The organism is Luedemannella flava, assembly GCF_039528515.1.
Taxonomy (GTDB): domain Bacteria; phylum Actinomycetota; class Actinomycetes; order Mycobacteriales; family Micromonosporaceae; genus Luedemannella; species Luedemannella flava.
In genome coordinates this window covers 1-20,279 of record NZ_BAAALT010000294.1, presented here as the reverse complement: position 1 = coordinate 20,279, position 20,279 = coordinate 1, and the positions used below count along the sequence as shown (strand labels likewise).

Genomic DNA, 20,279 nt, shown 5'->3' with positions numbered 1-20,279 from the left:
TCGCCGTCACCGCCACCACGCGGGAGGCCGAGGACCTCGGCGACGCGCTCGGCGACCTGGTCGACCCCGCCGAGGTGGTCGTCTTCCCGTCCTGGGAGACGCTGCCGCACGAGCGGCTCTCGCCCCGCTCCGACACGGTCGGGCGCCGACTCGGGGTGCTGCGCCGGCTCGCCCACCCGGACCCGTCCGACCCGTCGCGCGGGCCGGTCCGCGTCGTGGTCGCGCCCGTGCGCTCGGTGCTGCAGCCGCAGCTGCGCGGGCTCGGCGACCTGGCGCCGCTGGAGCTGACGCCCGGCGCGAGCGCCGACCTCGACGAGACGACGCGGCGCCTGGTCGACCTCGCGTACGCGCGGGCGGACCTGGTCACCAAGCGCGGCGAGTTCGCGGTGCGCGGCGGCATCCTCGACGTGTTCCCGCCCACCGAGGAGCACCCGCTGCGGGTGGAGTTCTGGGGCGACGACGTCGAGGAGATCCGTACCTTCGCCGTCGCCGACCAGCGCACCATCGCCAAGGTCGACCGGCTGTGGGCGCCGGCCTGCCGGGAGCTGCTGCTCACCCCGGCCGTGCGGGAGCGGGCCCGCCGTCTGGCCGAGGAGCACCCGGAGCTGGCCGAGATCCTCGACAAGCTGGCCGAGGGCATCCCCGTCGAGGGCATGGAGTCGCTCGCGCCGGCGCTGCTCGGGTCCGACTCGCTGGAGCTGCTCGTGCACTGCATGCCCGCCGGCACGCACGTGCTGCTCTGCGACCCCGAGCGCATCCGCACCCGCGCGCACGACCTGGTGCGTACCTCGGAGGAGTTCCTCCAGGCCTCGTGGGCCGCAGCGGCCGTGGGTGGCGCGGCGCCCATCGACACCGGCGCGGTGGCCTTCCGGTCGCTGGCCGACGTGCGGGCCGCCGCCGCGACGCTGGGGCAGCCGTGGTGGTCGGTGTCCCCGTTCGGCACCGTCGAAGCCGCGCCTGTCAAGAACGACGAGCCGTGGCGCGAGGGCGAGGACGTCGCGATCGAGGTGCCGGCCGACACGGGCGAGCTGCTCGCGCTGCGCGCGCAGACCGTGCCGCTGTACCACGGCGAGACGGGCCGGGTCGTCGACGACGTGAAGCGCTGGACGGGCGACGGCTGGCGGGTCGCGCTGGTCTTCGAGGGCCACGGCCCCGCCCAGCGGGCCGCCGAGGTGCTCCGCGACGCCGGCATCGGGGTGCGGCTCGCCGAGTCGCTGGACGCGGCGCCCGCGGCCGGCGAGGTGGTCGTCACCCGGGGCCGGCTCGACCACGGCTTCCTCGACGAGGCGGGCCGGCTGGCCGTCGTCACCGGGTCCGACATCTCCGGCGGGCGGGGCGCGTCCACGAGGGACATGCGCAAGATGCCGAGCCGGCGGCGCAACACGATCGACCCGCTGGAGCTGCGCGCCGGCGACTACGTCGTGCACGAGCAGCACGGCATCGGCCGGTACGTCGAGATGGTGCAGCGCACCGTCAACGGCGCCGACCGGGAGTACCTCGTCATCGAGTACGCGTCGAGCAAGCGCGGGCAACCCGGCGACCGGCTGTTCGTGCCGACCGACTCGCTCGACCAGCTGTCGCGCTACGTCGGCGGCGAGGCGCCCACGCTGCACAAGATGGGCGGCGCCGACTGGCAGAAGGCCAAGCAGCGCGCCCGCAAGGCGGTCCGCGAGATCGCCGCGCAGCTCATCCAGCTCTACGCCGCCCGGCAGGCCTCCAAGGGCCACGCGTTCGGGCCGGACACCCCGTGGCAGCGCGAGCTCGAGGACGCGTTCCCCTACACGGAGACGCCCGATCAGCTCGCCGCCATCGACGAGGTGAAGGGCGACATGGAGCGCTCCATCCCGATGGACCGGCTGATCTGCGGCGACGTCGGCTACGGCAAGACCGAGATCGCGGTACGCGCGGCGTTCAAGGCGGTGCAGGACGGTAAGCAGGTCGCCGTCCTCGTGCCGACCACGTTGCTGTCCCAGCAGCACTTCAACACGTTCTCCGAGCGGATGGGGCAGTTCCCCATCGATATCCGGCAGCTGTCGCGGTTCGTCACGCCGAAGGAGGCTGAGGAGGCCATCTACAAGATCGGCGACGGTACGGCCGACATCGTCATCGGCACGCACCGCCTGCTGCAGACGGCGACGAAGTTCAAGCAGCTCGGCCTCGTCATCGTCGACGAGGAGCAGCGCTTCGGCGTGGAACACAAGGAGTTCCTCAAGCAGCTGCGCGCCCAGGTCGACGTGCTGACCATGTCGGCCACGCCGATCCCGCGCACCCTGGAGATGGCGATCACCGGCATCCGCGAGATGTCCACGATCGCCACCCCGCCGGAGGAGCGCCACCCGGTCCTCACCATGGTCGGCGCGCAGGACGACAAGCAGGTCGCCGCCGCCATCCACCGTGAACTGCTCCGCGACGGGCAGGTGTTCTACCTGCACAACCGGGTCGACTCGATCGAGAAGGCGGCGCGGCGGCTGCGCGAGCTGGTGCCCGAGGCGCGGGTCGCGGTCGCGCACGGCCAGATGGGCGAGGAGGCCCTGGAGAAGGTCATGGTCGGCTTCTGGGAGAAGGAGTACGACGTTCTCGTCTGCACCACGATCGTCGAGTCGGGCATCGACATCCCGAACGCGAACACGCTCATCGTGGAGCGCGCGGACCTGCTCGGCCTCGCCCAGCTGCACCAGATCCGGGGCCGGGTCGGCCGCGGCCGCGAGCGCGCGTACGCGTACTTCCTGTACCCGCCGGACAAGCCGCTCACCGAGCACGCCCACGAGCGGCTCGCCACGATCGCCCAGCACACCGAGCTGGGCGCCGGCATGTACGTGGCGATGAAGGACCTGGAGATCCGCGGCGCGGGCAACCTGCTCGGCGGCGAGCAGTCCGGCCACATCGAGGGCGTCGGCTTCGACCTGTACGTCCGGATGGTCGGCGAGGCCGTGCAGCACTTCAAGGGCGAGGCCCCCGAGGAGATCGCGGACGTGAAGATCGACCTCCCGGTCGACGCCCACCTGCCGCACGACTACGTCGCCGTGGAACGCCTGCGCCTGGAGATGTACCGCAAGCTCGCCGAGGCGCGCGACGCCGCCAAGCTGGAGGAGATCGTCGCCGAGATGGAGGACCGCTACGGCAAGCCGCCGGAGCCGGTCGCGAACCTGCTGGCCGTCGCGCGCCTGCGCCTGATGGCCCGCGCCCACGGCCTCCACGACGTGTCGGTGCAGGGCAAGCACGTGCGGTTCGGCCCGATGCCGCTGCCGGACTCCAAGCAGCTGCGCCTCAAGCGCTTCTACCCCGACGCGGTGTACAAGCAGGCCACCGAGCAGGTGTCGGTGCCCCGCCCGATGACCCGCCGCGTCGGCGGCGAACCGATGCGCGACGTCCCTCTGCTCAACTGGTGCGCCGACCTCATCGCCACCGTCCTGGACGGCGCGACTCCGCGCTAGCGGCGGACCGTTTCGGACGAGGTGACGCGCAGCGACAGCGGAAGGGCGCCGGACTTCAGGGCGGCGGCCAGGCGCCGCGCCGTGGGCGCGTCGATTACGCCGCCGGCGACCACCGCGTCGCCCGTGATGACGGCCTGGATGGTCGGCGCGGACAGGACCTTGGCGTCCACCACGATGGCGACGGCGCAGTGGCCGGACTCGTCGACCGAGCTCGGGCTGCAGCGGTTGTCCGTGTTGTTATAGGCAGTTTTCGTCAGGTTCGTCCAGCGGGTCTGGCCGGCGGCGTTGAAGCCGATGTTGACCACCCACATGCCCGTCTGCGGGTCGGTGGTGGCCTCCGCGTCCTTGACGTCCGTCCCGCGCACCGCGGCCGCGTCCAGCAGGTACCTGTACGACCCGGCCGGGTCGCACGCGACGGTCGGCTGCGCCGGGTTGACCGACGCCCGGGCGTTGAGCTGGTCGCAGGCGGCGGTCGCGAACTGCTCCGCCGCCGGACCGGTCGGGACGGCGCCCGTGGCGGCCGGGGTGGCGCCCGACGCCGCAGCGAGGTCGCGCACCAGCCGGAAGGCCAGGTCGCCGGGCGCCAGGTAACCGCCGAGCGTGGTCGCGTCCTGCTGGCCGGCGACGGTTACGGTGAGCTTTCCGGAGCCCACGTTCCTGACCTCCACATCGTCGTACCCGGCCGCCTGCAGGCGGCTTTCGACATTGCGGCGCGTCGTCTCGAGCGACCCGTCGTCGGCCGGGCCGCCGCCCGGGTCCGTCGCCGTCACGGTCAGCCGCGTGGCGACGTCGGACGACGCGTCATCGCAGCCGGTGGCGAGCAGGGCGGTGCAGACCAGGGCCACCGCGGTGACCCCGGTCCATCGCGTCGTCATGCGGTCATGCTGTCAGGGGTGGCGGTGCGGGCGCAGCCGCCCGCTCGGGCGTACTCCATGATTTTTGAAGGGAGACGGCGGCGAGCCAGCCGGCGGCGAGCGCGGCGGCGATGAGCGGGGCGGGCGCGTAGCTCGACGGGGGCAGCGCGATCAGCTCGCCCTGCGCCCACCCGGCGCCGTACACGGCGGCGGTGACCACCGCGGCCCCGATCAGGGACTCGACCACCCAGGGCAGGCCGGCGGCGCACACCAGGTCGACGGCGAGCGCGCCGACGACGAGCAGGAACGGCACGATCGACCGGGTGAACCCGGTGCCCGCGAGCAGCCCCCACATCACGCACCGGTACGCCACGTAGGTGGCCGCGATCGCGGTGGCGGCCCAGCGCACGCCGAGGTGCCGGCGCGCGATGACCAGGACGAGCATGCCGGCGCCGGCCACCCAGGCGAGGTACACCCAGTTGGGGATCGGCAGGGCGAAGCCGCGGAAGCTCAGCTCGTCGAGGGCGGGCACGCCGGCCTGGTTCGCGGCGAACTCGAGCAGGCTCGGCTCGGCGGTGGTGCGCCCGTCGAGGAACGCGCGCAGGGCGAGGGTGCCGTACTCCTGCTGCTGGTTCGGGAAGAGCACGTTCTCCAGGAAGAACAGGTACATGGCGCCGAGGAACAGGGTGCGGTGGCGCTCCAAGCCGGCGTGGCGCGACCAGCCGACGATGGCGCCGGCGATGGCCAGCGCCGTGCCGAGGTACAGGCCGGAGTGGGTGAAGCTCCACGACGTGATGTCGAGGCCGTTGATGCGGTGGTTCGCCACGTCCAGCGGGATCGACACGAGGAAGACCGCGCAGCCCCACTGCATGAGGCGCAGGGCGAGCTTGTCGACGCCGAACCCGGTGATCGAGTGGAAGATCATCAGGGCGATCATGACGACGTCGCCCACGACGTTGATCAGGTGCGGCGGGGCGAGGTCGTCGCGCAGCCACTTGAAGTGCCAGGACACGTCCCAGGAGGACCCCAGCGCCTTGCACAGGAGGGCCACCAGCCAGATGCCGTAGATCTGGCGGAGCAGCAGCGCGGCCTCGGCTTCGGCCACGCCGGCTCGCACCCGCGCCAGGAACGGCCGCGGGTCGGGCAGCGCGGTCCGCAGCCCGGTGTCGGGCGTCCCGAACCAGTATTCGCTCATCCTCTATCCCCGCTCGTCAGACATGCTGTGGTCGCAACATGGTGGCCTGTGCGGGCCGTCACGTCCAGCGTCCGATCGTCTCGTTTACCGGCTTGAGCGTGTCGCGCCCACCCCCGCGGCGGGGTTGACCCGCCCGGGATGAGAGAGTGACGTCCATGCAGCGTGTTCGTCGCCTGGCCCCGATCGTGACGGTGGCCCTGCTCACCGGTGTGGTGCTCGCGGGATGCCGCAGCGCGCCCGATGTCGCCGCTTACGTGGGCAGCGACAAGATCACCGAAGAGCAGGTCGACGACATTGTCAACGATTTCGCCGCGAAGCGCGGCACATTGACGCCCGAGCAGCTCGCCGCCGGCGCCTCGCAGACCCTCGCCCGCGAGGACGTCGTCATGACCCTCGTGCTGCAGGAGGTCTGCGAGCAGTTCCAGGCCGAGAAGGGCTTCGCGTCCGTGCCGGTCACGCCCGCCCAGGTCGCCGAGTCGGGGAACCTCCCCGTCGGCTCGCTGTGGGCCCAGGAGCGCGCGACCCTGTTCAGCTGCACGCAGGGCATGCCGGAGGCCGCCCCGGTGACCCCGACGGAGGCCGAGCTCAAGGCCCTCTACGACGAGCTGGTCGCGATCGGCGCCGCGGACCCGGCGCAGGCGCCGTTCGAGACGGTCAAGGCCGACCTGGCGCAGAACCAGGACGTTCTGGGCGCCATCGCCAACCAGCGGCTGTTCGCCGACGCGATGAAGAGCTCGGACGTCACGGTCAACCCGCGCTACCGGCCGCTGGAGCTGCCGCTGCTGACGGCGCGGGGCAACGAGGCGCTCATCTCGGTGCCGCTCGGCGAGGGCGGCAACAACGCGGTGGTCAAGGCTCCGGCGACGGCCGGGGCGCCGCTCGTCCCCGCGTCCTGACGTCGCTGGTGACCGCGCGGATCGTCCTGCTCGTCACCTCGCCGCGGCTGCCCGCCGGGCTGTTGACGGCCCCCGCCTGGGACCTGTTGCGGTCCGCGCCGGTGTTCACCGCCACCGACGATGATCAGACCATGGCGGTACGGGCGCAGGGCGTCGCCGTCACGGTCGTCCCCCCGCAGTCGGCGGTGGACGCTCTGTTGACCGCGGCGGCCGGCACCGACGCGGTGGTATGGCTGGCCGGGCCGGGCGGGGACGAGAGCATCGGCCGGTCGCTCGGCCTGCGCCTGGCCCGCGAGCCGGGCCTCGCCGAGCTGGAGCTCATGTACGGCTCGTGGGACCCGCCGGGCGCCCGGGTGCTCGACGTCGTGACGGTGATGGACCGGCTCGCCTCGCCGGGCGGCGACCCGTGGAAGCGCGAGCAGACCCACCGCACCCTCGCCAAGTACCTCCTGGAGGAGGCGTACGAGGCGTACGACTCGATCGTCGCCGACGACCTCGACGCGCTGCGCGAGGAGCTGGGCGACGTGCTCCTGCAGGTCGTGCTGCACGCCCGGATGGCGGAGGAGGCGGAGCACCCCTGGTCGATCGACGACCTGGCCGGCGACCTGGTCGCGAAGCTGATCCGCCGCAACCCGCACGTGTTCGCGGGCGAGGCGGTCGCCGACATCGACGAGATCACGCAGAACTGGGAACAGATCAAGCGCGCCGAGAAGGCCCGCGAGTCCGCCATGGACGGCCTCGCCCTGTCGCAGCCCGCGCTGGCCCTGGCGACCAAGGCGATGCTCCGCGCGGCCCGGGCCGACCTGCCGCTGCCGCCGCCCGCCGCGCAGGCCCCGGCCGACGCCGAGGACCTGGGCGAGCGGCTCTTCACCCAGGTGGCGACCGCCTACGCGGCGCAGCTCGACGCGGAGGCGGCGCTGCGCGAGCGGACCCTGCGCTACATCGCCGCCGCCCGCGCCGCCGAGCGCTCCCGTCGGGGCGAGAGCGGGCGCGAAGACCCGGACTGAACCGCCGTGAGACGCTGAGAGCGATGAACAGTCTCTCCCCGAGCGAGAAGCGCCAGCGCAACGACCACGGCCGCAAGGGTGGCCCGCCCCCGGCGCCCGACGCGTTGCCGGCGCCCGTCCTCGACAGCCACACGCACCTCGACCTGGTCGGTGGCGACCCGGACCACTGGATCGCCGAAGCGGCCGCCGTCAACGTCACCCGCGTGGTGCAGGTCGGCTGCGACGTGCCGAGTTCCCGCTACGGCGTGGACCTGGCCAACCGCAACCGGGCCGTGCTGGCCACCGTGGCGCTGCACCCGAACGAGGCGCCCCGCCTCGGCGACGGTCTGGACGAGGCGCTGCGCGAGATCGAGGCGATGGCCGCCGACCCCCGCGTGCGCGGCGTCGGGGAGACCGGGCTGGACCACTTCCGCACGGGCGACGACGGCCGCCAGGCGCAGGAGCACAGCTTCCGCGCGCACATCGCGATCGCCAAGCGGTACTCGAAGGCTCTGGTCATCCACGACCGCGACGCGCACGCGGACATCCTGCGGGTCATCGACGACGAGGGCGCGCCGGAGCACGTGGTCATGCACTGCTTCTCGGGCGACGCGCCGTTCGCGCTGGAGTGCGTGAAGCGCGGGTTCGCGCTGAGCTTCGCGGGCACGGTCACCTTCAACAACGCGGTCAACCTGCGCGAGGCGGCGCACGTGACGCCGCTGGACCAGGTGCTGGTGGAGACCGACTCGCCGTTCCTCACCCCGATGCCCTACCGGGGCCGCCCCAACAACTCCTATCTCGTGCCGTTGACCGTGCGGGCGCTGGCGACCGCGATGGACGCCGACCTTGGCGAGTTGTGCGATGCCATCTCGGCGAACGGGGAGCGTATCTTCGGCGCATGGTGAGGCCGCCCACCCCGCCCGGCCACTGGCTGTGGGGCAATCTGCCCGAGGTTCGCCGCGACATGCCCCAGGCGTTGCGCGACGTCACGGCCGTCCATGGTGGACTGACCCGCCTGCGGATGGGCCCGGCCTCGATGTACCTGCTGGCCGAGCCCGACCTGATCCACGAGGTGCTGGTCACCCGGGCGGCCGAGTTCCGCAAGTCGAACCGGACGCGCCAGTCGATCGGCTGGCACCTGGGCGACGGCCTGGTCACGCTGGAGGGCGCCGCGCACCGCCGGCACCGCCGGATCATGCAGCCGTCCCTGCACACGCAGCGCGTCGCCGCCCAGGCCGACACGATCGTCGCCCTGGCCGAGCAGCGCGTCGCGTCCTGGCCGCCCGGCTCCGAGCAGGACCTGCTGTCGGAGATGGCCGACCTGACGCTGCGCATCGTCTGCGCGGCGCTGTTCGACCTGCGCCCGGCCGAGGACGAGCGCCTCATCGCCGCGGTGCACGACTTCGCGGCGTCGCTCAACTGGGCGACGGGCCGCGCCTTCCCGCTGCCGCGGTGGTTGCCGTCCGCGGGCAACCGCCGGGCCCGCGAGATCATCAACACCCTCAACACCCAGGTGTACGCCCTGATAGCGCGCCGCCGGGCGACCGCCGCGGCGGGCGCCGACCTGCTGTCGATGCTGCTCGCGGCGCGCGACGCGGACACTGGCGCGCCGCTGTCCGATGTGGAGATCCGCGACGAGCTGATGACGGTGTTCTTCGCCGGCCACGAGACGAGCGCCGCGGCGCTCACGTGGGCGCTGCACCTGCTGGACGCCCACCCGGATGTCATGGAGCGCCTGCGTGAGGAGCTGGGCGACGGCCCGGTCACGATGGCGGATCTGCCCCGCCTGCCGTTGCTGCTCCGGGTGGTCAAGGAGGTGCTGCGCCTGTACCCGCCGGCGTGGCTGTTCGACCGCAGCCCGCTGACGGACCTGCGTCTCGGCGGCTACGACCTCCCGCGCGGCGCGACCCTGCTGGTCAGCCCGTGGGTGGTGCACCGCGACCCGCGCTGGTGGGACGCCCCCGACGAGTTCCGTCCGGACCGGTTCGCCGACGAGCCGTCGCGTGGCCACTACTTCCCGTTCGGCGACGGCCCGCGGCTGTGTGTCGGCAACCGTTTCGCCGAAACGGAGATCGCTCTGGTCCTGGCGACGATCGTCCGCCGTGTCGCGCTGGTCCGCGCGGACGCGCCAGCGGGGCGGTCGATGCTCCTCCGTCCGGCCGGTGAGGCGACCCTTCGGCCGGGGGTGCGGCTACGGGTGACGGTCACGCCGGTCAGCGAGGCGGGTAACGGTGCGTAATGAGGATCGGTGTCGCTCTGCGTAATTGAATCTGGGCTGTGGTCACAGCTGGCCCATGCTGCTGCGGCGCATTTGCTCTGCTTCCATATAGGAAGCACGCGAGGCTAGCTTCGCCTATGACTCTAAGTAGTTGAATTATTGCATGCTGTCGCGAAGCGCTGTGTTACTGATTCCTATAGGGAAGCAGAGCAAAGTGGGTGGGTAGGAGCATGCCGACGTGGGAGAAAATAACCGAAGGTGACCGTCAGTCGGCTAGGACGGCATGTCCGGCGGCCGGTTCGGGTCGGCCGGGCGCGCTGGCGGGGCGCCACCCGCCTGAGCGCCAGGGCGCGTGGAACGCCTCCGCGACGGGAGTTGAGCAGCGGGGCCAGTAGCCGGGCCGGCGATGGTCGTAGTCGGGAGGGCTGGTCGTGGGCGGCGGTGGCGGCTGTTGCTGTGGCGGTGTGGCCCACGGGTCGCCGCCGGGCATGCACGTCCGCCACGTGCTGCCTCCGCCGGGTGGCCGCGAACCCGTCGTGGTGAGGGCCACGCCGCGGTCGTTCGAGCGCGGGGTCGCGGTGGGTGACCGACGTCCGTCGGCGCGGTCGGGTGGGACGGACGGCGTCGCGGACGGGGTGGCCGACGGTGCGGCGCTCGTCGGCGCGGCCCGCGTGGCGACGGCGGGGGGCGGCCCCCACGGCCGGCCCGGCCACGCGCCGTCCCGGATGGGCCGGTTGAACAGCGCGTACGTGCCGGCGGTGGCGAGCGCGAGCAGCGCCATGCCCATGCCGATGATCGTGAACCGGCGGGCGGTCATGGCACTCCATTCATCAATTGCCGTCGACATTAATGATGGGGCCGGACCAACGCCACCGCACGTGATCGTCAGCCCGTACCGTGGGGTGGTGACCGCCCTCCTCGGTCCGGCGGAGATCCGGGCCCTCGCCAGCCGTCTCGGGGTGAGCCCCACCAAGACGCTGGGGCAGAACTTCGTGCACGATCCGAACACGGTGCGCCGCATCGTCCGCGCCGCGGAGGTCGGGCCGGAGGACGTCGTCGTGGAGGTCGGGCCGGGCCTCGGCTCGCTCACGCTCGCGCTGCTGCCCGAGGTCGCCCACCTGCACGCGGTCGAGATCGACCCCGTCCTCGCAGCTCAACTACCGAAAACCATCCTGGAGTACGCGCCGGAGCGCGCGAGCGCGCTGACCGTGCACCACGGCGACGCGCTGCGGGTCACCGCGGTCGAGCTGGCCGACCCGGCCCCGACGGCGCTGGTGGCGAACCTGCCGTACAACGTCGCCGTGCCCGTCGTGCTGCATCTGCTGGCCGAGCTGCCGTCGCTGCGGCACGGCCTGGTGATGGTGCAGCAGGAGGTCGCCGACCGGCTCACCGCCGGGCCCGGCAGCAAGGTCTACGGCATCCCGAGCGTGAAACTTGCCTGGTACGCCGGGACCCGGCAGGCCGGCAAGGTGCCCGCGAGCGTGTTCTGGCCGGTGCCCAACGTCGAGTCGGGCCTCGTCGGCTTCACGCGTCGCGACCCGCCGGCGGGCGCCGACCGCGAGGAGGTCTTCGCCGTGGTCGACGCCGCGTTCGCACAGCGGCGCAAGATGCTGCGATCGGCGCTCGGCCCGTGGGCCGGCGGGTCGGGCGCGGCCGTCGAGATCCTCGAGGCGGCCGGGGTGGACCCGACGAGCCGCGGCGAGCAGCTCACGGTGGTCCAGTTCGCGGCCGTGGCCGCCGCCGGGGCCGCCCGCCGGGCCGCCGGTATGGTGAAGTCATGACCGAGCGCTGCGAGATCAACTCGTGACCGAACCGCTCTGGGGTGAGGACGAGCGGCCTCGCCTGGCGGCGTTCGGGCCGGTCAAGGTCCGCGTCCCCGCGAAGATCAATCTTCACCTCGGGGTGGGTCCCGTGCGCGCGGACGGTTACCACGAGCTGGCCACCGTCTACCACGCGATCTCGATCTACGACGAGCTCACGGCCCGGGCCGCCGACACGCTCGTGCTCACGATGGACGGCGAGGGCGCCGGCGAGCTGGCCCTCGACGACACCAACCTGGTGATCCGCGCGGCCCGGGCGCTCGCGGAGGCGACCGGCCTGCCGGCGCACGCCCGGCTGCACCTGCGCAAGCAGATCCCGCTCGCGGGCGGGCTGGCCGGCGGCTCCGCCGACGCGGCCGCCGCGCTGGTGGCCTGCGACGCGCTGTGGGGCACGGGCCTGGCCCGCGAGGAGCTGGCGCACATCGCGGCCGCCCTCGGGTCCGACGTGCCGTTCCTCGTGCTGGGCGGGACGGCGTTGGGCAGCGGGCGGGGCGAGACGGTCACCCCGGTGCTCGCCTCGGGCCACCAGTGGCACTGGGTCGTCGCGGTCGCCGACGGCGGGCTGTCCACCCCGGCCGTCTACCGGCGCCTCGACGAGCTGCGCGAGAACGGGGAGGCCCCCGAGCCGATCGGCGCGCCCGACGAGATCCTCGCCGCGCTGCGCCAGCGCGACCCGAACGTACTCGCCAAGGCTCTTGTCAACGACATGGCGCCGGCGGCCGTGTCGCTGCGCCCGGCACTGCGCGACGTGCTCGCGGCCGGCGACGCGGCGGGCGCCCTGGCCGGCCTCGTCTCCGGCTCCGGCCCCACGTGCGTGTTCCTGGCCCGCGACGCCGCCCACGCGGGCGCCGTGGCGGCCGCGTTGGACGCCAGCGGCACGTGCCGCGAGGCCCGGGTGGCGCACGGCCCGGTCGCCGGCGCCCGACTGATCTGAGGCGTCCGAGAACAGTGGCCAACATCGTCAGCTTCGACCGCGTGTCCAAGGGGTACGCGGCCCTGCCGCTGCTCACCGACGTCTCGCTGGGCCTCGACGAGGCCGACCGGATCGGCGTCGTGGGCCTCAACGGCGCCGGCAAGTCCACGCTGCTGCGCCTGCTCACGAAGCTGGAGGAGCCCGACTCCGGGCGCGTGACGCACCGGCGCGACCTGCGCGTGGCGACCCTGCCCCAGTCCCTGGACCTGGCGCCGACCGCCACCGTGCGGGACGTGGTGCTGGGCACCGCGTGGCTGCCGTCCGGGTTCGCGGCCGAGCACGAGTGGGCCGGCGACGCCGGCGTGCGTACGGTGCTGTCCGGGCTCGGCATGGCGCACATCGGCCTGGACGCGCCGGTCGGCCCGATGTCCGGCGGCGAGCGGCGCCGCATCGGCCTCGCGGCCCTCCTGGTCCGCGCCGCCGACCTGCTCGTCCTCGACGAGCCCACCAACCACCTCGACGTGGCCGGCATCGACTGGCTCGCGGACCACCTGCGCACGCGGCGCGGCGCGCTGATGGTCGTCACCCACGACCGGTGGTTCCTCGACGCGGTGTGCGAGCGGATGTGGGAGGTCGCCGACGGCACGGTCCGCGCCTTCGAGGGCGGCTTCGCCGCCTGGACGCTGGCCCGCGCGGAGCGGGTGCGGATCGAGGCGGCCACCGAGGCCCGCCGGCAGAACCTGCTCCGCAAGGAGATCGCCTGGCTGCGCCGGGGCCCGCCCGCGCGCACCTCGAAGCCGCGCTTCCGCATCGACGCGGCCAACGCCCTGATCGACGACGTGCCGGAGCCGCGCGACACGGTGTCGCTGCGGCGTCTGGCCACGGCCCGGCTGGGCCGCGACGTGTACGAACTGCGCGAGGCGTCGGTCTCCGTCGGGACCCGGTCGTTGCTCGACAAGGTCGACTGGATCGTCGGGCCGGGCGACCGGATCGGGCTCGTGGGCGCCAACGGGGCCGGCAAGTCCACGCTGCTGGCGCTGCTCGCGGGCACGCGCGCGCCCGACTCGGGGGAGGTGCGGCGCGGCTCGACCGTGCGGCCCGCCTTCCTGTCCCAGGAGCTGCACGAGCTGCCGGGCCACCTGCGCGTACTCCAGGCGGTTGAAGAGGTCGCGACGCGGGTCAAGCTGGGCGACAAGGAGCTGAGCCCGTCCCAGCTCGCCGAGGTGTTCGGGTTCACCGAGAAGCGACTGTGGACCCCGGTGTCGGACCTGTCCGGCGGCGAGCGGCGGCGGCTGCAGATGCTGCGCCTGCTGGCCACCGAGCCGAACGTGCTGCTCCTCGACGAGCCCACCAACGACCTCGACACGGACACGCTCGCGTCGCTGGAGGACCTGCTCGACTCCTGGCCCGGCACGATGATCGTCGCCAGCCACGACCGGTACCTCGTCGAACGCGTCTGCGACGTCGTCTACGGCATGTTCGGCGACGGCCGCCTCGTGCACCTGCCGGGCGGCATCGACGAGTACCTGGCCCGGTCCGGTGCGCCGGTGGTCGGCACCCCGGCGTCGCCGGCGTCCGTCGCCGCCCCGGCCGGGTCCGCCGCGGGGTCGCTGTCCGCGGCCGAGCTGCGGGCCGCGAAGAAGGAGCTGGTACGCCTGGAGCGCGCCGTCGCCAAGCTCGAACAGCGGGAGACGCAGCTGCACGAGCAGCTCGCCACCCACGCCACCGACTACGAGAAGGTCGCGGCGCTCGACGCCGAGCTGCGGGCGGTGCGCCAGGAGCGCGACGAGACCGAGGAGCGCTGGCTGACGCTGGCGGACGAGGTCGGCTCCGCCTGACGGTGTGACGGGGATCACAGCCTGTGGCGCATCTGGCGTCGGCCGGGGGGTGCGGGTGATCCAACGTTGGCCATACGCGAGAATCGGCGCTTGTTTTCCCCGGACCTCTTCCCCCGAAGGACGTCGTCATGCTGTCGCACCTGCCCACCAACCACCACCTGCGGCCGCTCTACCGCCTGTTGGCGCTGGTCAGCGGCGGGTACGTGCTCGCCTTCGGGATCATCGGCCTGATGCAGACGTCGGGCGCCGAGCTGTTCGACCAGGCCAGCACGACCACCGTCCTGGGCCTGCGCACCAACCCGGCCTTCGCGTACGCGTCGATCGGCGTCGGGATCCTGGTGCTGCTGTCCGCCCTGGTCGGCCGCAACCTCGACTTCTACGTGTACTCCCTGGTCGGGCTCGGCTTCCAGGTCGTCGGCATGTTCATGCTGGCCTTCCTGCGTACGGACGCCAACTACCTGAACTTCTCGGTCGCGACCTGCGTCGTGTCGCTGGTGATCGGCCTGGTCCTCTTCACGGCCGGCCTCTACAGCCGCGTCGGCGCCCGCGCCGCCCACTAACCGGACAACCCGGCATAACCCGCAAAACGGGCGTTTGGGGCGGGTGGTCGGTGGAAAAGTAGGCTCCATGCTGCATCTACCGGTGAACCATCCGCTCCGACCGCTCTACCGGGTCCTCGCCGGGCTAGCGGGGCTGTACGTGCTGGCCTTCGGGATCGTGGGGCTGACGAAGACGTCGGGCATGGACTTCTTCGCCCAGGACGACCTGCCCGTCGCGCTCGGGCTCAAGACCAACCCGGCGTTCGCGCTGCTGTCGGTCATCGTGGGCGCCATCGTCGTGGTGGGCGCGGTCATCGGCCGCAACGTCGACCGCTTCATCAACCTGACCGCCGGCGTCGTGTTCCTGCTGGCCGGCATGGTGATGCTGGTCCTGTCCCGCACGGACCTGAACTTCCTCGGCTTCCAGGTAGCCACGTGCGTAGCGTCGTTCATCATCGGCGGCGTCTTCGCCACAGCCGGCCTCTACGGCAAGGTGGGCACCCCCGAACACGCGGCCATGGAGGAAGGCTTCCGCCACGGCACCCCCGACCCCACCGACCACAAATGGAAATTCCACGGCCCCCCCAAAGACCCCGACCGCGCGTCCAGCCGCTTCGCCTGACGGGCCGTCCGGTCAGCGGGTGCGGGTGGTGATGAGGGCGGGTTTGGCCTCCAGGTGGGAGAGGCCGTTCCAGGCCAGGTTGACCAGGTGGGCCGCCACCGTTTCCTTGCGGGGTTTGCGGGCCTCGAGCCACCAGCGGCCTGTCAGGGCGACCATGCCGACCAGGGCCTGGGAGTAGAGTTCCGCGAGCTTCGGGTCGTAGCCGCGGGATTTGAACTCCGAGCCGAGTATGTGTTCGACCTGGTGGGCCACGTCGTTGAGGACGGACACGAAGTTGCCCGACGACGAGCCGACGGGGGACTCCCGGACCAGGACGCGGAACCCGTTCGCCTCCTCCTCGATGTAGTCCAGCAGCGCCAGGGCCGCCTGTTCGAGGAGCTCGCGGGGATGGCCGGCGGTGAGCGCGGCCGTGATGCGGTCGAGCAGGGAGCGGACCTCGCGGTCGACGACGACCGCGTAGAGGCCCTCCTTGCCGCCGAAGTGCTCGTAGACGACGGGCTTGGAGACCTTCGCCCGGGCGGCCACCTCCTCGACGGAGGTGGCGTCGAGGCCCTTCTCGGCGAACAGTTGGCGGCCGATCGAGATGAGCTGCTCCCGGCGCTGGGCCGAGGACATCCGGACCTTCCCGCTCGGCGGGGTCGCCCGCGCCGGGGCGGCCGATGCGGCGCGTGGCGGAACGGTGCCCCGTCCCGCCACGCGCGAAGTTCCTGTGCCGGCGTCGGACGCCTGCTCCCCCTGCGGTCCCGGTCGGCTAACCGCGCGTTCACTGTCCGTCACGCGGCTATCCTGCCAGGAACGCGAGGGCTGGCGCGCGGCGCGGCCCGTCTCCCGGTCCGCGCCGCCGCCGGGGCCTAGGACGCCTTGCCGCCGAACGTGGCCGAGCCCGGCTCGTAGAGCTTGGCGGACAGGCGGTCGACCTTGGGCCAGCGGACGTTGGTCGCCCAGCCCAGCTTCTCGAAGATCCAGATGAGTCGCGCGTTCATGTCGATCTGACCGCGCAGCACGCCGTGGCGGGCGCAGGTCGGGTCGGCGTGGTGCAGGTTGTGCCAGGCCTCGCCGAAGGACAGGATCGCCAGCGGCCAGAAGTTGGTGGCCTTGTCGCGGCTGTCGAACGGGCGGTCGCCGTACACGTGGCAGACCGAGTTGATCGACCAGGTCACGTGGTGCAGCAGCGCGATGCGGACCAGGCTGGCCCAGAAGAACGCGGACAGCGCGCCGGCCCACGACCAGGTCACCAGGCCGCCGATGACGGCGGGCAGGCCGGCGGACGCGATGACGATCGGCACGAAGAGCTTGTCGACTCGTTGGATGTCCTTGTCCGCCACCAGGTCGGGCGCGAACCGCTCCTGGTTGGACATCTCGCGGTGGAACAGCCAGCCGGTGTGCGCGTAGAACAGGCCCTTGGTCAGGCCCCACACCGACTCGCCGTAGCGCCACGGCGAGTGCGGGTCACCCTCCATGTCGCTGAACTGGTGGTGCCGACGGTGATCGGCGACCCACTGGGTGGGGGAGCCCTCGATGGCGACCGAGCCGGCGACCGCCATGGCGATCTTGAGGGCGCGGTTCGCCTTGTACGACCCGTGGGTGAGCAGGCGGTGGAAGCCCGCGCCGATCCCGTGACCGCCGATGACGTACATCACCACGAACAGGACCACGTCGATCCAGTTCAGCCCCCAGCCCCACATGACGGGGATGGCCGCGATCAACGCGGCGAACGGGATCAGGACGAACGCCCACAGCGCGATGAGGATGCCCACGGGTTGCTTGCCCGTGGTCAGCGGCTTGGGAGCAGGACCGGCCGGCGCGTCGGGCGCCGGCGGGTCGATGACGGCGGCGGTCATGGCACCTCACTGGGAGACGGGGTTACTTACGCCTACGTCACCGTAACTTAGGCATGCCTGTTTTGACAGAGGGCGCCTGCTCAGAGGCGCCTGGATGAATCCGAGGACCCGCCCGAAGGGGTCACCTGACCCATTCGGCAGGGGCCGGGTGACCCTTCCGGAAACACCCCGCGGTGTCCGTGGCGTGAAACGGAGTAGGGCGGGCGGCGCGGCAGGCGTTAGGCTGGGGCGCACGATCGGCCGTGGTGTAATTGGCAACACGTCGCCCTTTGGAGGCGATTTTCTAGGTTCGAGTCCTAGCGGCCGAGCTTCTCCCCGATCTTCTTAGCTGGCTGTCCGGTGTCCGGCGGTCGAGTCGAGGCCCACCGCCGGCGTAGCTAGCATGGGCCCGAGGCGCGCCGGAAGGCGCTGGTCAGAGGGAGTAGGCGGGCTGTGGAGAGCACACGTACGGTGATCGTCCTTGCCGCGGGCGAGGGCAAGCGGATGAAGTCCTCGCTACCGAAGGTGCTCCACCCGGTGCTCGGCCGGAGCCTGCTGGGTCACGTGCTCGCCGCCACCGCGCCGGCCGGGGTCACCACCACCGTCGTCGTGGTCGGCCACGGCGCCGACCAGGTCCGCGCGCACCTCGCCGAGATCGCACCCGACGCGCAGGCGGTCCTGCAGGCCGAACAGCGCGGCACCGGGCACGCCGCCCGCGTCGCGGTCGAGGCGGCCGGCGTCACCACCGGGACCGTCCTCGTGATCAACGGCGACGTGCCGCTGCTGCGTGCGCGTACTCTCGTGGATCTGATCGAGGCCCACGAAGCGGGCGCCGCGGGCGCCACCGTGCTCACCGCGGAGGTCGCGAACCCCACGGGGCTGGGGCGCATCGTGCGCGACGCCGCCGGCGGGGTCGCGGCGATCGTCGAGGAGCGCGACGCGACGGCGGCCCAGCGGGCGATCGCCGAGATCAACGCCGGGGTGTACGCGTTCGACGCGGCGCTGCTCGGGGTGGCCCTCACGAAGCTGACCACCCAGAACGCCCAGGGCGAGGAATACCTGACCGACGTCATCCGGCTCCTCGCCGACGCCGGGCACCCGGTCGGCGCGCACCGCGCGCCGGACGCGACCGAGGCGCTGGGCGCCAACGACCGCGCCGAGCTGGCGACGCTGCGCGGCCTGCTGCGCGACCGGATCAACGGCGACCTCATGCGCTCCGGCGTGACCCTGCTCGACCCGGCCACCACCTGGGTCGACGTCACCGTGAGCGTGGGCCGCGACGCGGTCATCGAGCCGAACACCCAGCTGCGCGGCGCGACGGTCGTCGGCGAGGGCGCGCTCGTCGGTCCGGACACGACGCTCACCGACACGACCGTCGGCGCGGGCGCCTCGGTGGTGCGCACGCACTCGGACGGCGCGGACGTCGGGCCGGGCTGCTCGGTGGGCCCGTTCGCCTACCTGCGGCCCGGCACGCGGCTCGGCCGCAAGGCCAAGGTCGGCACGTTCGTTGAGACCAAGAACACGTCCCTGGGTGAGGGCGCCAAACTGCCACATCTGTCGTACGCCGGGGACGCCACGATCGGCGCGGGCGCGAACGTCGGCGCGGGCGTGATCTTCGCCAACTACGACGGGGTGAACAAGCACCACACGACCATCGGCGAGAGCGCCTTCGTCGGCTGCGACTCCACGCTCGTCGCGCCGGTCGAGGTCGGTCCCGGCGCCTATGTGGGCGCGGGCACCACGGTCGTGAAGCCCGTTCCGGCCGGGGCGCTCGGGGTCGCGCGGGCGCAGCAGCGCAACCTCGACGGCTGGGTCGAGCGGAAGCGGCCGGGCACCCGTTCGGCGGCCGCCGCGGCCGCCGCCGCTGGTGAGAGTGTCGAGGGGCACGCCGGGGCGGGCGGCGGACAGGGCGTAACCGCCTCGGGAGATACTGCAACCGAGTAGATCCTTGGGGCCGCCCTACGGGGCACCACCACCACTGATGGGGGAGCGGGCAGCCGGATGGGCAGCATCGTCGCGGAGAACCGGAAGACCCTGATGCTCTTCTCCGGAAGGGCATATCCGGAGCTGGCCGAGGAGATCGGCTCGGTGCTGGGTGTCGCTGTGACGCAGGCCGCGTCGTACGAGTTCGCGTCGGGCGAGATCTTCGTCCGGTACAAGGACTCGGTCCGGGGCTCGGACGCGTTCGTCGTCCAGTCGATGGCCGCGCCGGTCAACACCTGGATCATGGAGACCCTGATCATGGTGGACGCGCTCAAGCGCGGCTCGGCCAAGCGCATCACCGTGGTCCTGCCGTTCTACCCGTACGCCCGGCAGGACAAGAAGCACCGCGGCCGCGAGCCCATCTCCGCCCGCCTGATCGCCGACCTGCTCAAGACGGCCGGCGCCAACCGCATCCTCACCGTCGACCTGCACACCGCCCAGATCCAGGGCTTCTTCGACGGCCCGGTCGACCATCTGTTCGCGATGGACACGCTCGCGGACTACATCGAGAGCAAGTACGCCGGCCGCCGGATGACCGTCGTGGCCCCGGACTCGGGTCGGGTCCGGGTCGCGGAGCGCTGGGCCGACCGCCTCGGCGGCTGCCCGCTCGCGTTCATCCACAAGACCCGCGACCCGCTCAAGCCCAACCAGGTCGTCGCCAACCGCGTCGTCGGCGAGGTCGAGGACCGCGTCTGCCTCATCGTCGACGACATGATCGATACCGGCGGCACCATCTGCAGCGCGGCGGAGATCCTCATCGAGGCGGGCGCCGCCGACGTGATCGTCGCCTCGACCCACCCGGTCCTCTCCGACCCCGCCACCGAACGCCTCTCGGCCAGCAAGATCAGCGAACTCGTCGTGACGAACACGCTGCCCCTGACGGACGACAAGCGCCTCGACAAGATCACCGTCCTGAGCATCGCCCCCCTGGTCGCCCGCGCCATCCGCGAGGTCTTCGACGACGGCTCGGTCACCACCCTCTTCGGCGGCCTGAGCTAACCACCAGCTTCCGGCGCATCCCCCGCACCCGCGCGCTGCGACATCCGCTTCGATCCCGCGACGCGTCCCGCGCCACCACATGTCCACATCTGGCAACCCGCGGCGCCCGCTGCCTCGCCAGATGCGCACATCTGGCGGGCGCCAGGCACCCGGATCCGCCAG

Annotated in this window: 17 protein-coding genes and 1 tRNA gene; 13 read left to right on the top strand and 5 right to left on the bottom strand. The window is 72.4% G+C overall.

Annotated features, from left to right (window positions below; genetic code table 11):
• Positions 1-3,434 (top strand): transcription-repair coupling factor (mfd, locus tag ABD211_RS32545; protein ID WP_344140296.1); only part of this gene is annotated, 3,434 nt, incomplete at its 5' end.
• Here mfd and ABD211_RS32540 read toward each other — a convergent pair.
• Both ABD211_RS32540 and ABD211_RS32535 read right to left on the bottom strand, forming a co-directional pair.
• Complete coding sequence (locus tag ABD211_RS32540) at positions 3,431-4,309, bottom strand: SecDF P1 head subdomain-containing protein (protein WP_344140294.1); 879 nt, start codon at positions 4,307-4,309, stop codon at positions 3,431-3,433. The two genes, mfd and ABD211_RS32540, sit on opposite strands and share 4 nt — an antisense overlap.
• Before the next feature lie 4 nt (positions 4,310-4,313).
• The gene (locus tag ABD211_RS32535; protein WP_344140292.1) at positions 4,314-5,483 is read right to left on the bottom strand and encodes a hypothetical protein; all 1,170 of its coding nucleotides are present in this window, start codon (positions 5,481-5,483) and stop codon (positions 4,314-4,316) included.
• Between the two features lie 155 nt (positions 5,484-5,638).
• On the opposite strand from ABD211_RS32535, the gene ABD211_RS32530 reads away from it, so the two are divergent.
• Genes ABD211_RS32530 through ABD211_RS32515 form a run of 4 tightly spaced genes read left to right on the top strand, consistent with a single transcriptional unit; the run spans position 5,639 to position 9,604 of the window.
• On the top strand, positions 5,639-6,379 hold the full coding sequence (locus ABD211_RS32530) for a hypothetical protein (protein ID WP_344140290.1): 741 nt from the start codon (positions 5,639-5,641) through the stop codon (positions 6,377-6,379).
• An 8-nt stretch (positions 6,380-6,387) separates the two neighbouring features.
• Complete coding sequence (locus ABD211_RS32525; RefSeq protein ID WP_344140288.1) at positions 6,388-7,386, top strand: nucleoside triphosphate pyrophosphohydrolase; 999 nt, start codon at positions 6,388-6,390, stop codon at positions 7,384-7,386.
• A 23-nt stretch (positions 7,387-7,409) separates the two neighbouring features.
• Entirely contained in the window at positions 7,410-8,270 is an 861-nt protein-coding gene (locus tag ABD211_RS32520) for a TatD family hydrolase (RefSeq protein ID WP_344140286.1), read from the top strand.
• Positions 8,264-9,604, top strand: coding sequence for a cytochrome P450 (locus ABD211_RS32515; protein WP_344140284.1), 1,341 nt, complete (start codon positions 8,264-8,266; stop codon positions 9,602-9,604). Before ABD211_RS32520 ends, ABD211_RS32515 begins: the two co-directional genes overlap by 7 nt.
• 244 nt (positions 9,605-9,848) lie before the next feature.
• Here ABD211_RS32515 and ABD211_RS32510 read toward each other — a convergent pair whose 3' ends face one another.
• Positions 9,849-10,400 (bottom strand): hypothetical protein, encoded by a 552-nt coding sequence (locus ABD211_RS32510; protein ID WP_344140282.1) that lies wholly within the window; start codon positions 10,398-10,400, stop codon positions 9,849-9,851.
• An 88-nt stretch (positions 10,401-10,488) separates the two neighbouring features.
• Between ABD211_RS32510 and rsmA the strand changes: the two genes are divergently transcribed.
• The 5 genes from rsmA to ABD211_RS32485 all read left to right on the top strand — a co-directional run bounded on the left by rsmA (position 10,489) and on the right by ABD211_RS32485 (position 15,315).
• Positions 10,489-11,364, top strand: coding sequence for a 16S rRNA (adenine(1518)-N(6)/adenine(1519)-N(6))-dimethyltransferase RsmA (gene rsmA, locus ABD211_RS32505; protein WP_344140280.1), 876 nt, complete (start codon positions 10,489-10,491; stop codon positions 11,362-11,364).
• 22 nt (positions 11,365-11,386) lie between these two features.
• A complete protein-coding gene (locus ABD211_RS32500) occupies positions 11,387-12,337 on the top strand; it encodes a 4-(cytidine 5'-diphospho)-2-C-methyl-D-erythritol kinase (protein ID WP_344140278.1) in 951 nt (316 codons plus the stop codon).
• Between the two features lie 14 nt (positions 12,338-12,351).
• Complete coding sequence (locus tag ABD211_RS32495) at positions 12,352-14,154, top strand: ABC-F family ATP-binding cassette domain-containing protein (protein ID WP_344140276.1); 1,803 nt, start codon at positions 12,352-12,354, stop codon at positions 14,152-14,154.
• Positions 14,155-14,282: 128 nt separating this feature from the next.
• Complete coding sequence (locus ABD211_RS32490) at positions 14,283-14,714, top strand: DUF4383 domain-containing protein (RefSeq protein ID WP_344140274.1); 432 nt, start codon at positions 14,283-14,285, stop codon at positions 14,712-14,714.
• Positions 14,715-14,796: 82 nt separating this feature from the next.
• Positions 14,797-15,315, top strand: a complete 519-nt coding sequence (locus tag ABD211_RS32485) for a DUF4383 domain-containing protein (protein WP_425560583.1) — start codon at positions 14,797-14,799, stop codon at positions 15,313-15,315.
• A 12-nt stretch (positions 15,316-15,327) separates the two neighbouring features.
• On the opposite strand, the gene ABD211_RS32480 is transcribed toward ABD211_RS32485, so the two are convergent.
• Both ABD211_RS32480 and ABD211_RS32475 read right to left on the bottom strand, forming a co-directional pair.
• The gene (locus tag ABD211_RS32480; RefSeq protein WP_344140270.1) at positions 15,328-15,930 is read right to left on the bottom strand and encodes a TetR family transcriptional regulator; all 603 of its coding nucleotides are present in this window, start codon (positions 15,928-15,930) and stop codon (positions 15,328-15,330) included.
• Positions 15,931-16,166: 236 nt separating this feature from the next.
• Entirely contained in the window at positions 16,167-17,156 is a 990-nt protein-coding gene (locus ABD211_RS32475; protein ID WP_344140268.1) for an acyl-CoA desaturase, read from the bottom strand.
• A 236-nt stretch (positions 17,157-17,392) separates the two neighbouring features.
• On the opposite strand from ABD211_RS32475, the gene ABD211_RS32470 reads away from it, so the two are divergent.
• The 3 genes from ABD211_RS32470 (at position 17,393) to ABD211_RS32460 (ending at position 20,117) form a co-directional block, all read left to right on the top strand.
• Positions 17,393-17,464 (top strand) — tRNA-Gln (locus ABD211_RS32470).
• A gap of 124 nt (positions 17,465-17,588) precedes the next feature.
• Entirely contained in the window at positions 17,589-19,079 is a 1,491-nt protein-coding gene (gene glmU, locus ABD211_RS32465; RefSeq protein WP_344140266.1) for a bifunctional UDP-N-acetylglucosamine diphosphorylase/glucosamine-1-phosphate N-acetyltransferase GlmU, read from the top strand.
• Positions 19,080-19,136: 57 nt separating this feature from the next.
• Positions 19,137-20,117, top strand: a complete 981-nt coding sequence (locus tag ABD211_RS32460; protein ID WP_344140264.1) for a ribose-phosphate diphosphokinase — start codon at positions 19,137-19,139, stop codon at positions 20,115-20,117.
• The last annotated feature ends 162 nt before the right edge of the window (positions 20,118-20,279 follow it).

What these genes read in the sequence shown, in the direction of transcription:
- ABD211_RS32520 (WP_344140286.1), top strand. Translation starts at nt 7,410, where the DNA reads ATGAACAGTCTCTCCCCGAGCGAGAAGCGCCAGCGCAACGACCACGGC.
- ABD211_RS32515 (WP_344140284.1), top strand. Translation starts at nt 8,264, where the DNA reads ATGGTGAGGCCGCCCACCCCGCCCGGCCACTGGCTGTGGGGCAATCTG.
- ABD211_RS32460 (WP_344140264.1), top strand. Translation starts at nt 19,137, where the DNA reads ATGGGCAGCATCGTCGCGGAGAACCGGAAGACCCTGATGCTCTTCTCC.
- ABD211_RS32490 (WP_344140274.1), top strand. Translation starts at nt 14,283, where the DNA reads ATGCTGTCGCACCTGCCCACCAACCACCACCTGCGGCCGCTCTACCGC.
- ABD211_RS32480 (WP_344140270.1), bottom strand. Translation starts at nt 15,930, where the DNA reads ATGTCCTCGGCCCAGCGCCGGGAGCAGCTCATCTCGATCGGCCGCCAA.
- ABD211_RS32510 (WP_344140282.1), bottom strand. Translation starts at nt 10,400, where the DNA reads ATGACCGCCCGCCGGTTCACGATCATCGGCATGGGCATGGCGCTGCTC.
- ABD211_RS32535 (WP_344140292.1), bottom strand. Translation starts at nt 5,483, where the DNA reads ATGAGCGAATACTGGTTCGGGACGCCCGACACCGGGCTGCGGACCGCG.
- ABD211_RS32530 (WP_344140290.1), top strand. Translation starts at nt 5,639, where the DNA reads ATGCAGCGTGTTCGTCGCCTGGCCCCGATCGTGACGGTGGCCCTGCTC.
- ABD211_RS32540 (WP_344140294.1), bottom strand. Translation starts at nt 4,309, where the DNA reads ATGACGACGCGATGGACCGGGGTCACCGCGGTGGCCCTGGTCTGCACC.
- ABD211_RS32475 (WP_344140268.1), bottom strand. Translation starts at nt 17,156, where the DNA reads ATGACCGCCGCCGTCATCGACCCGCCGGCGCCCGACGCGCCGGCCGGT.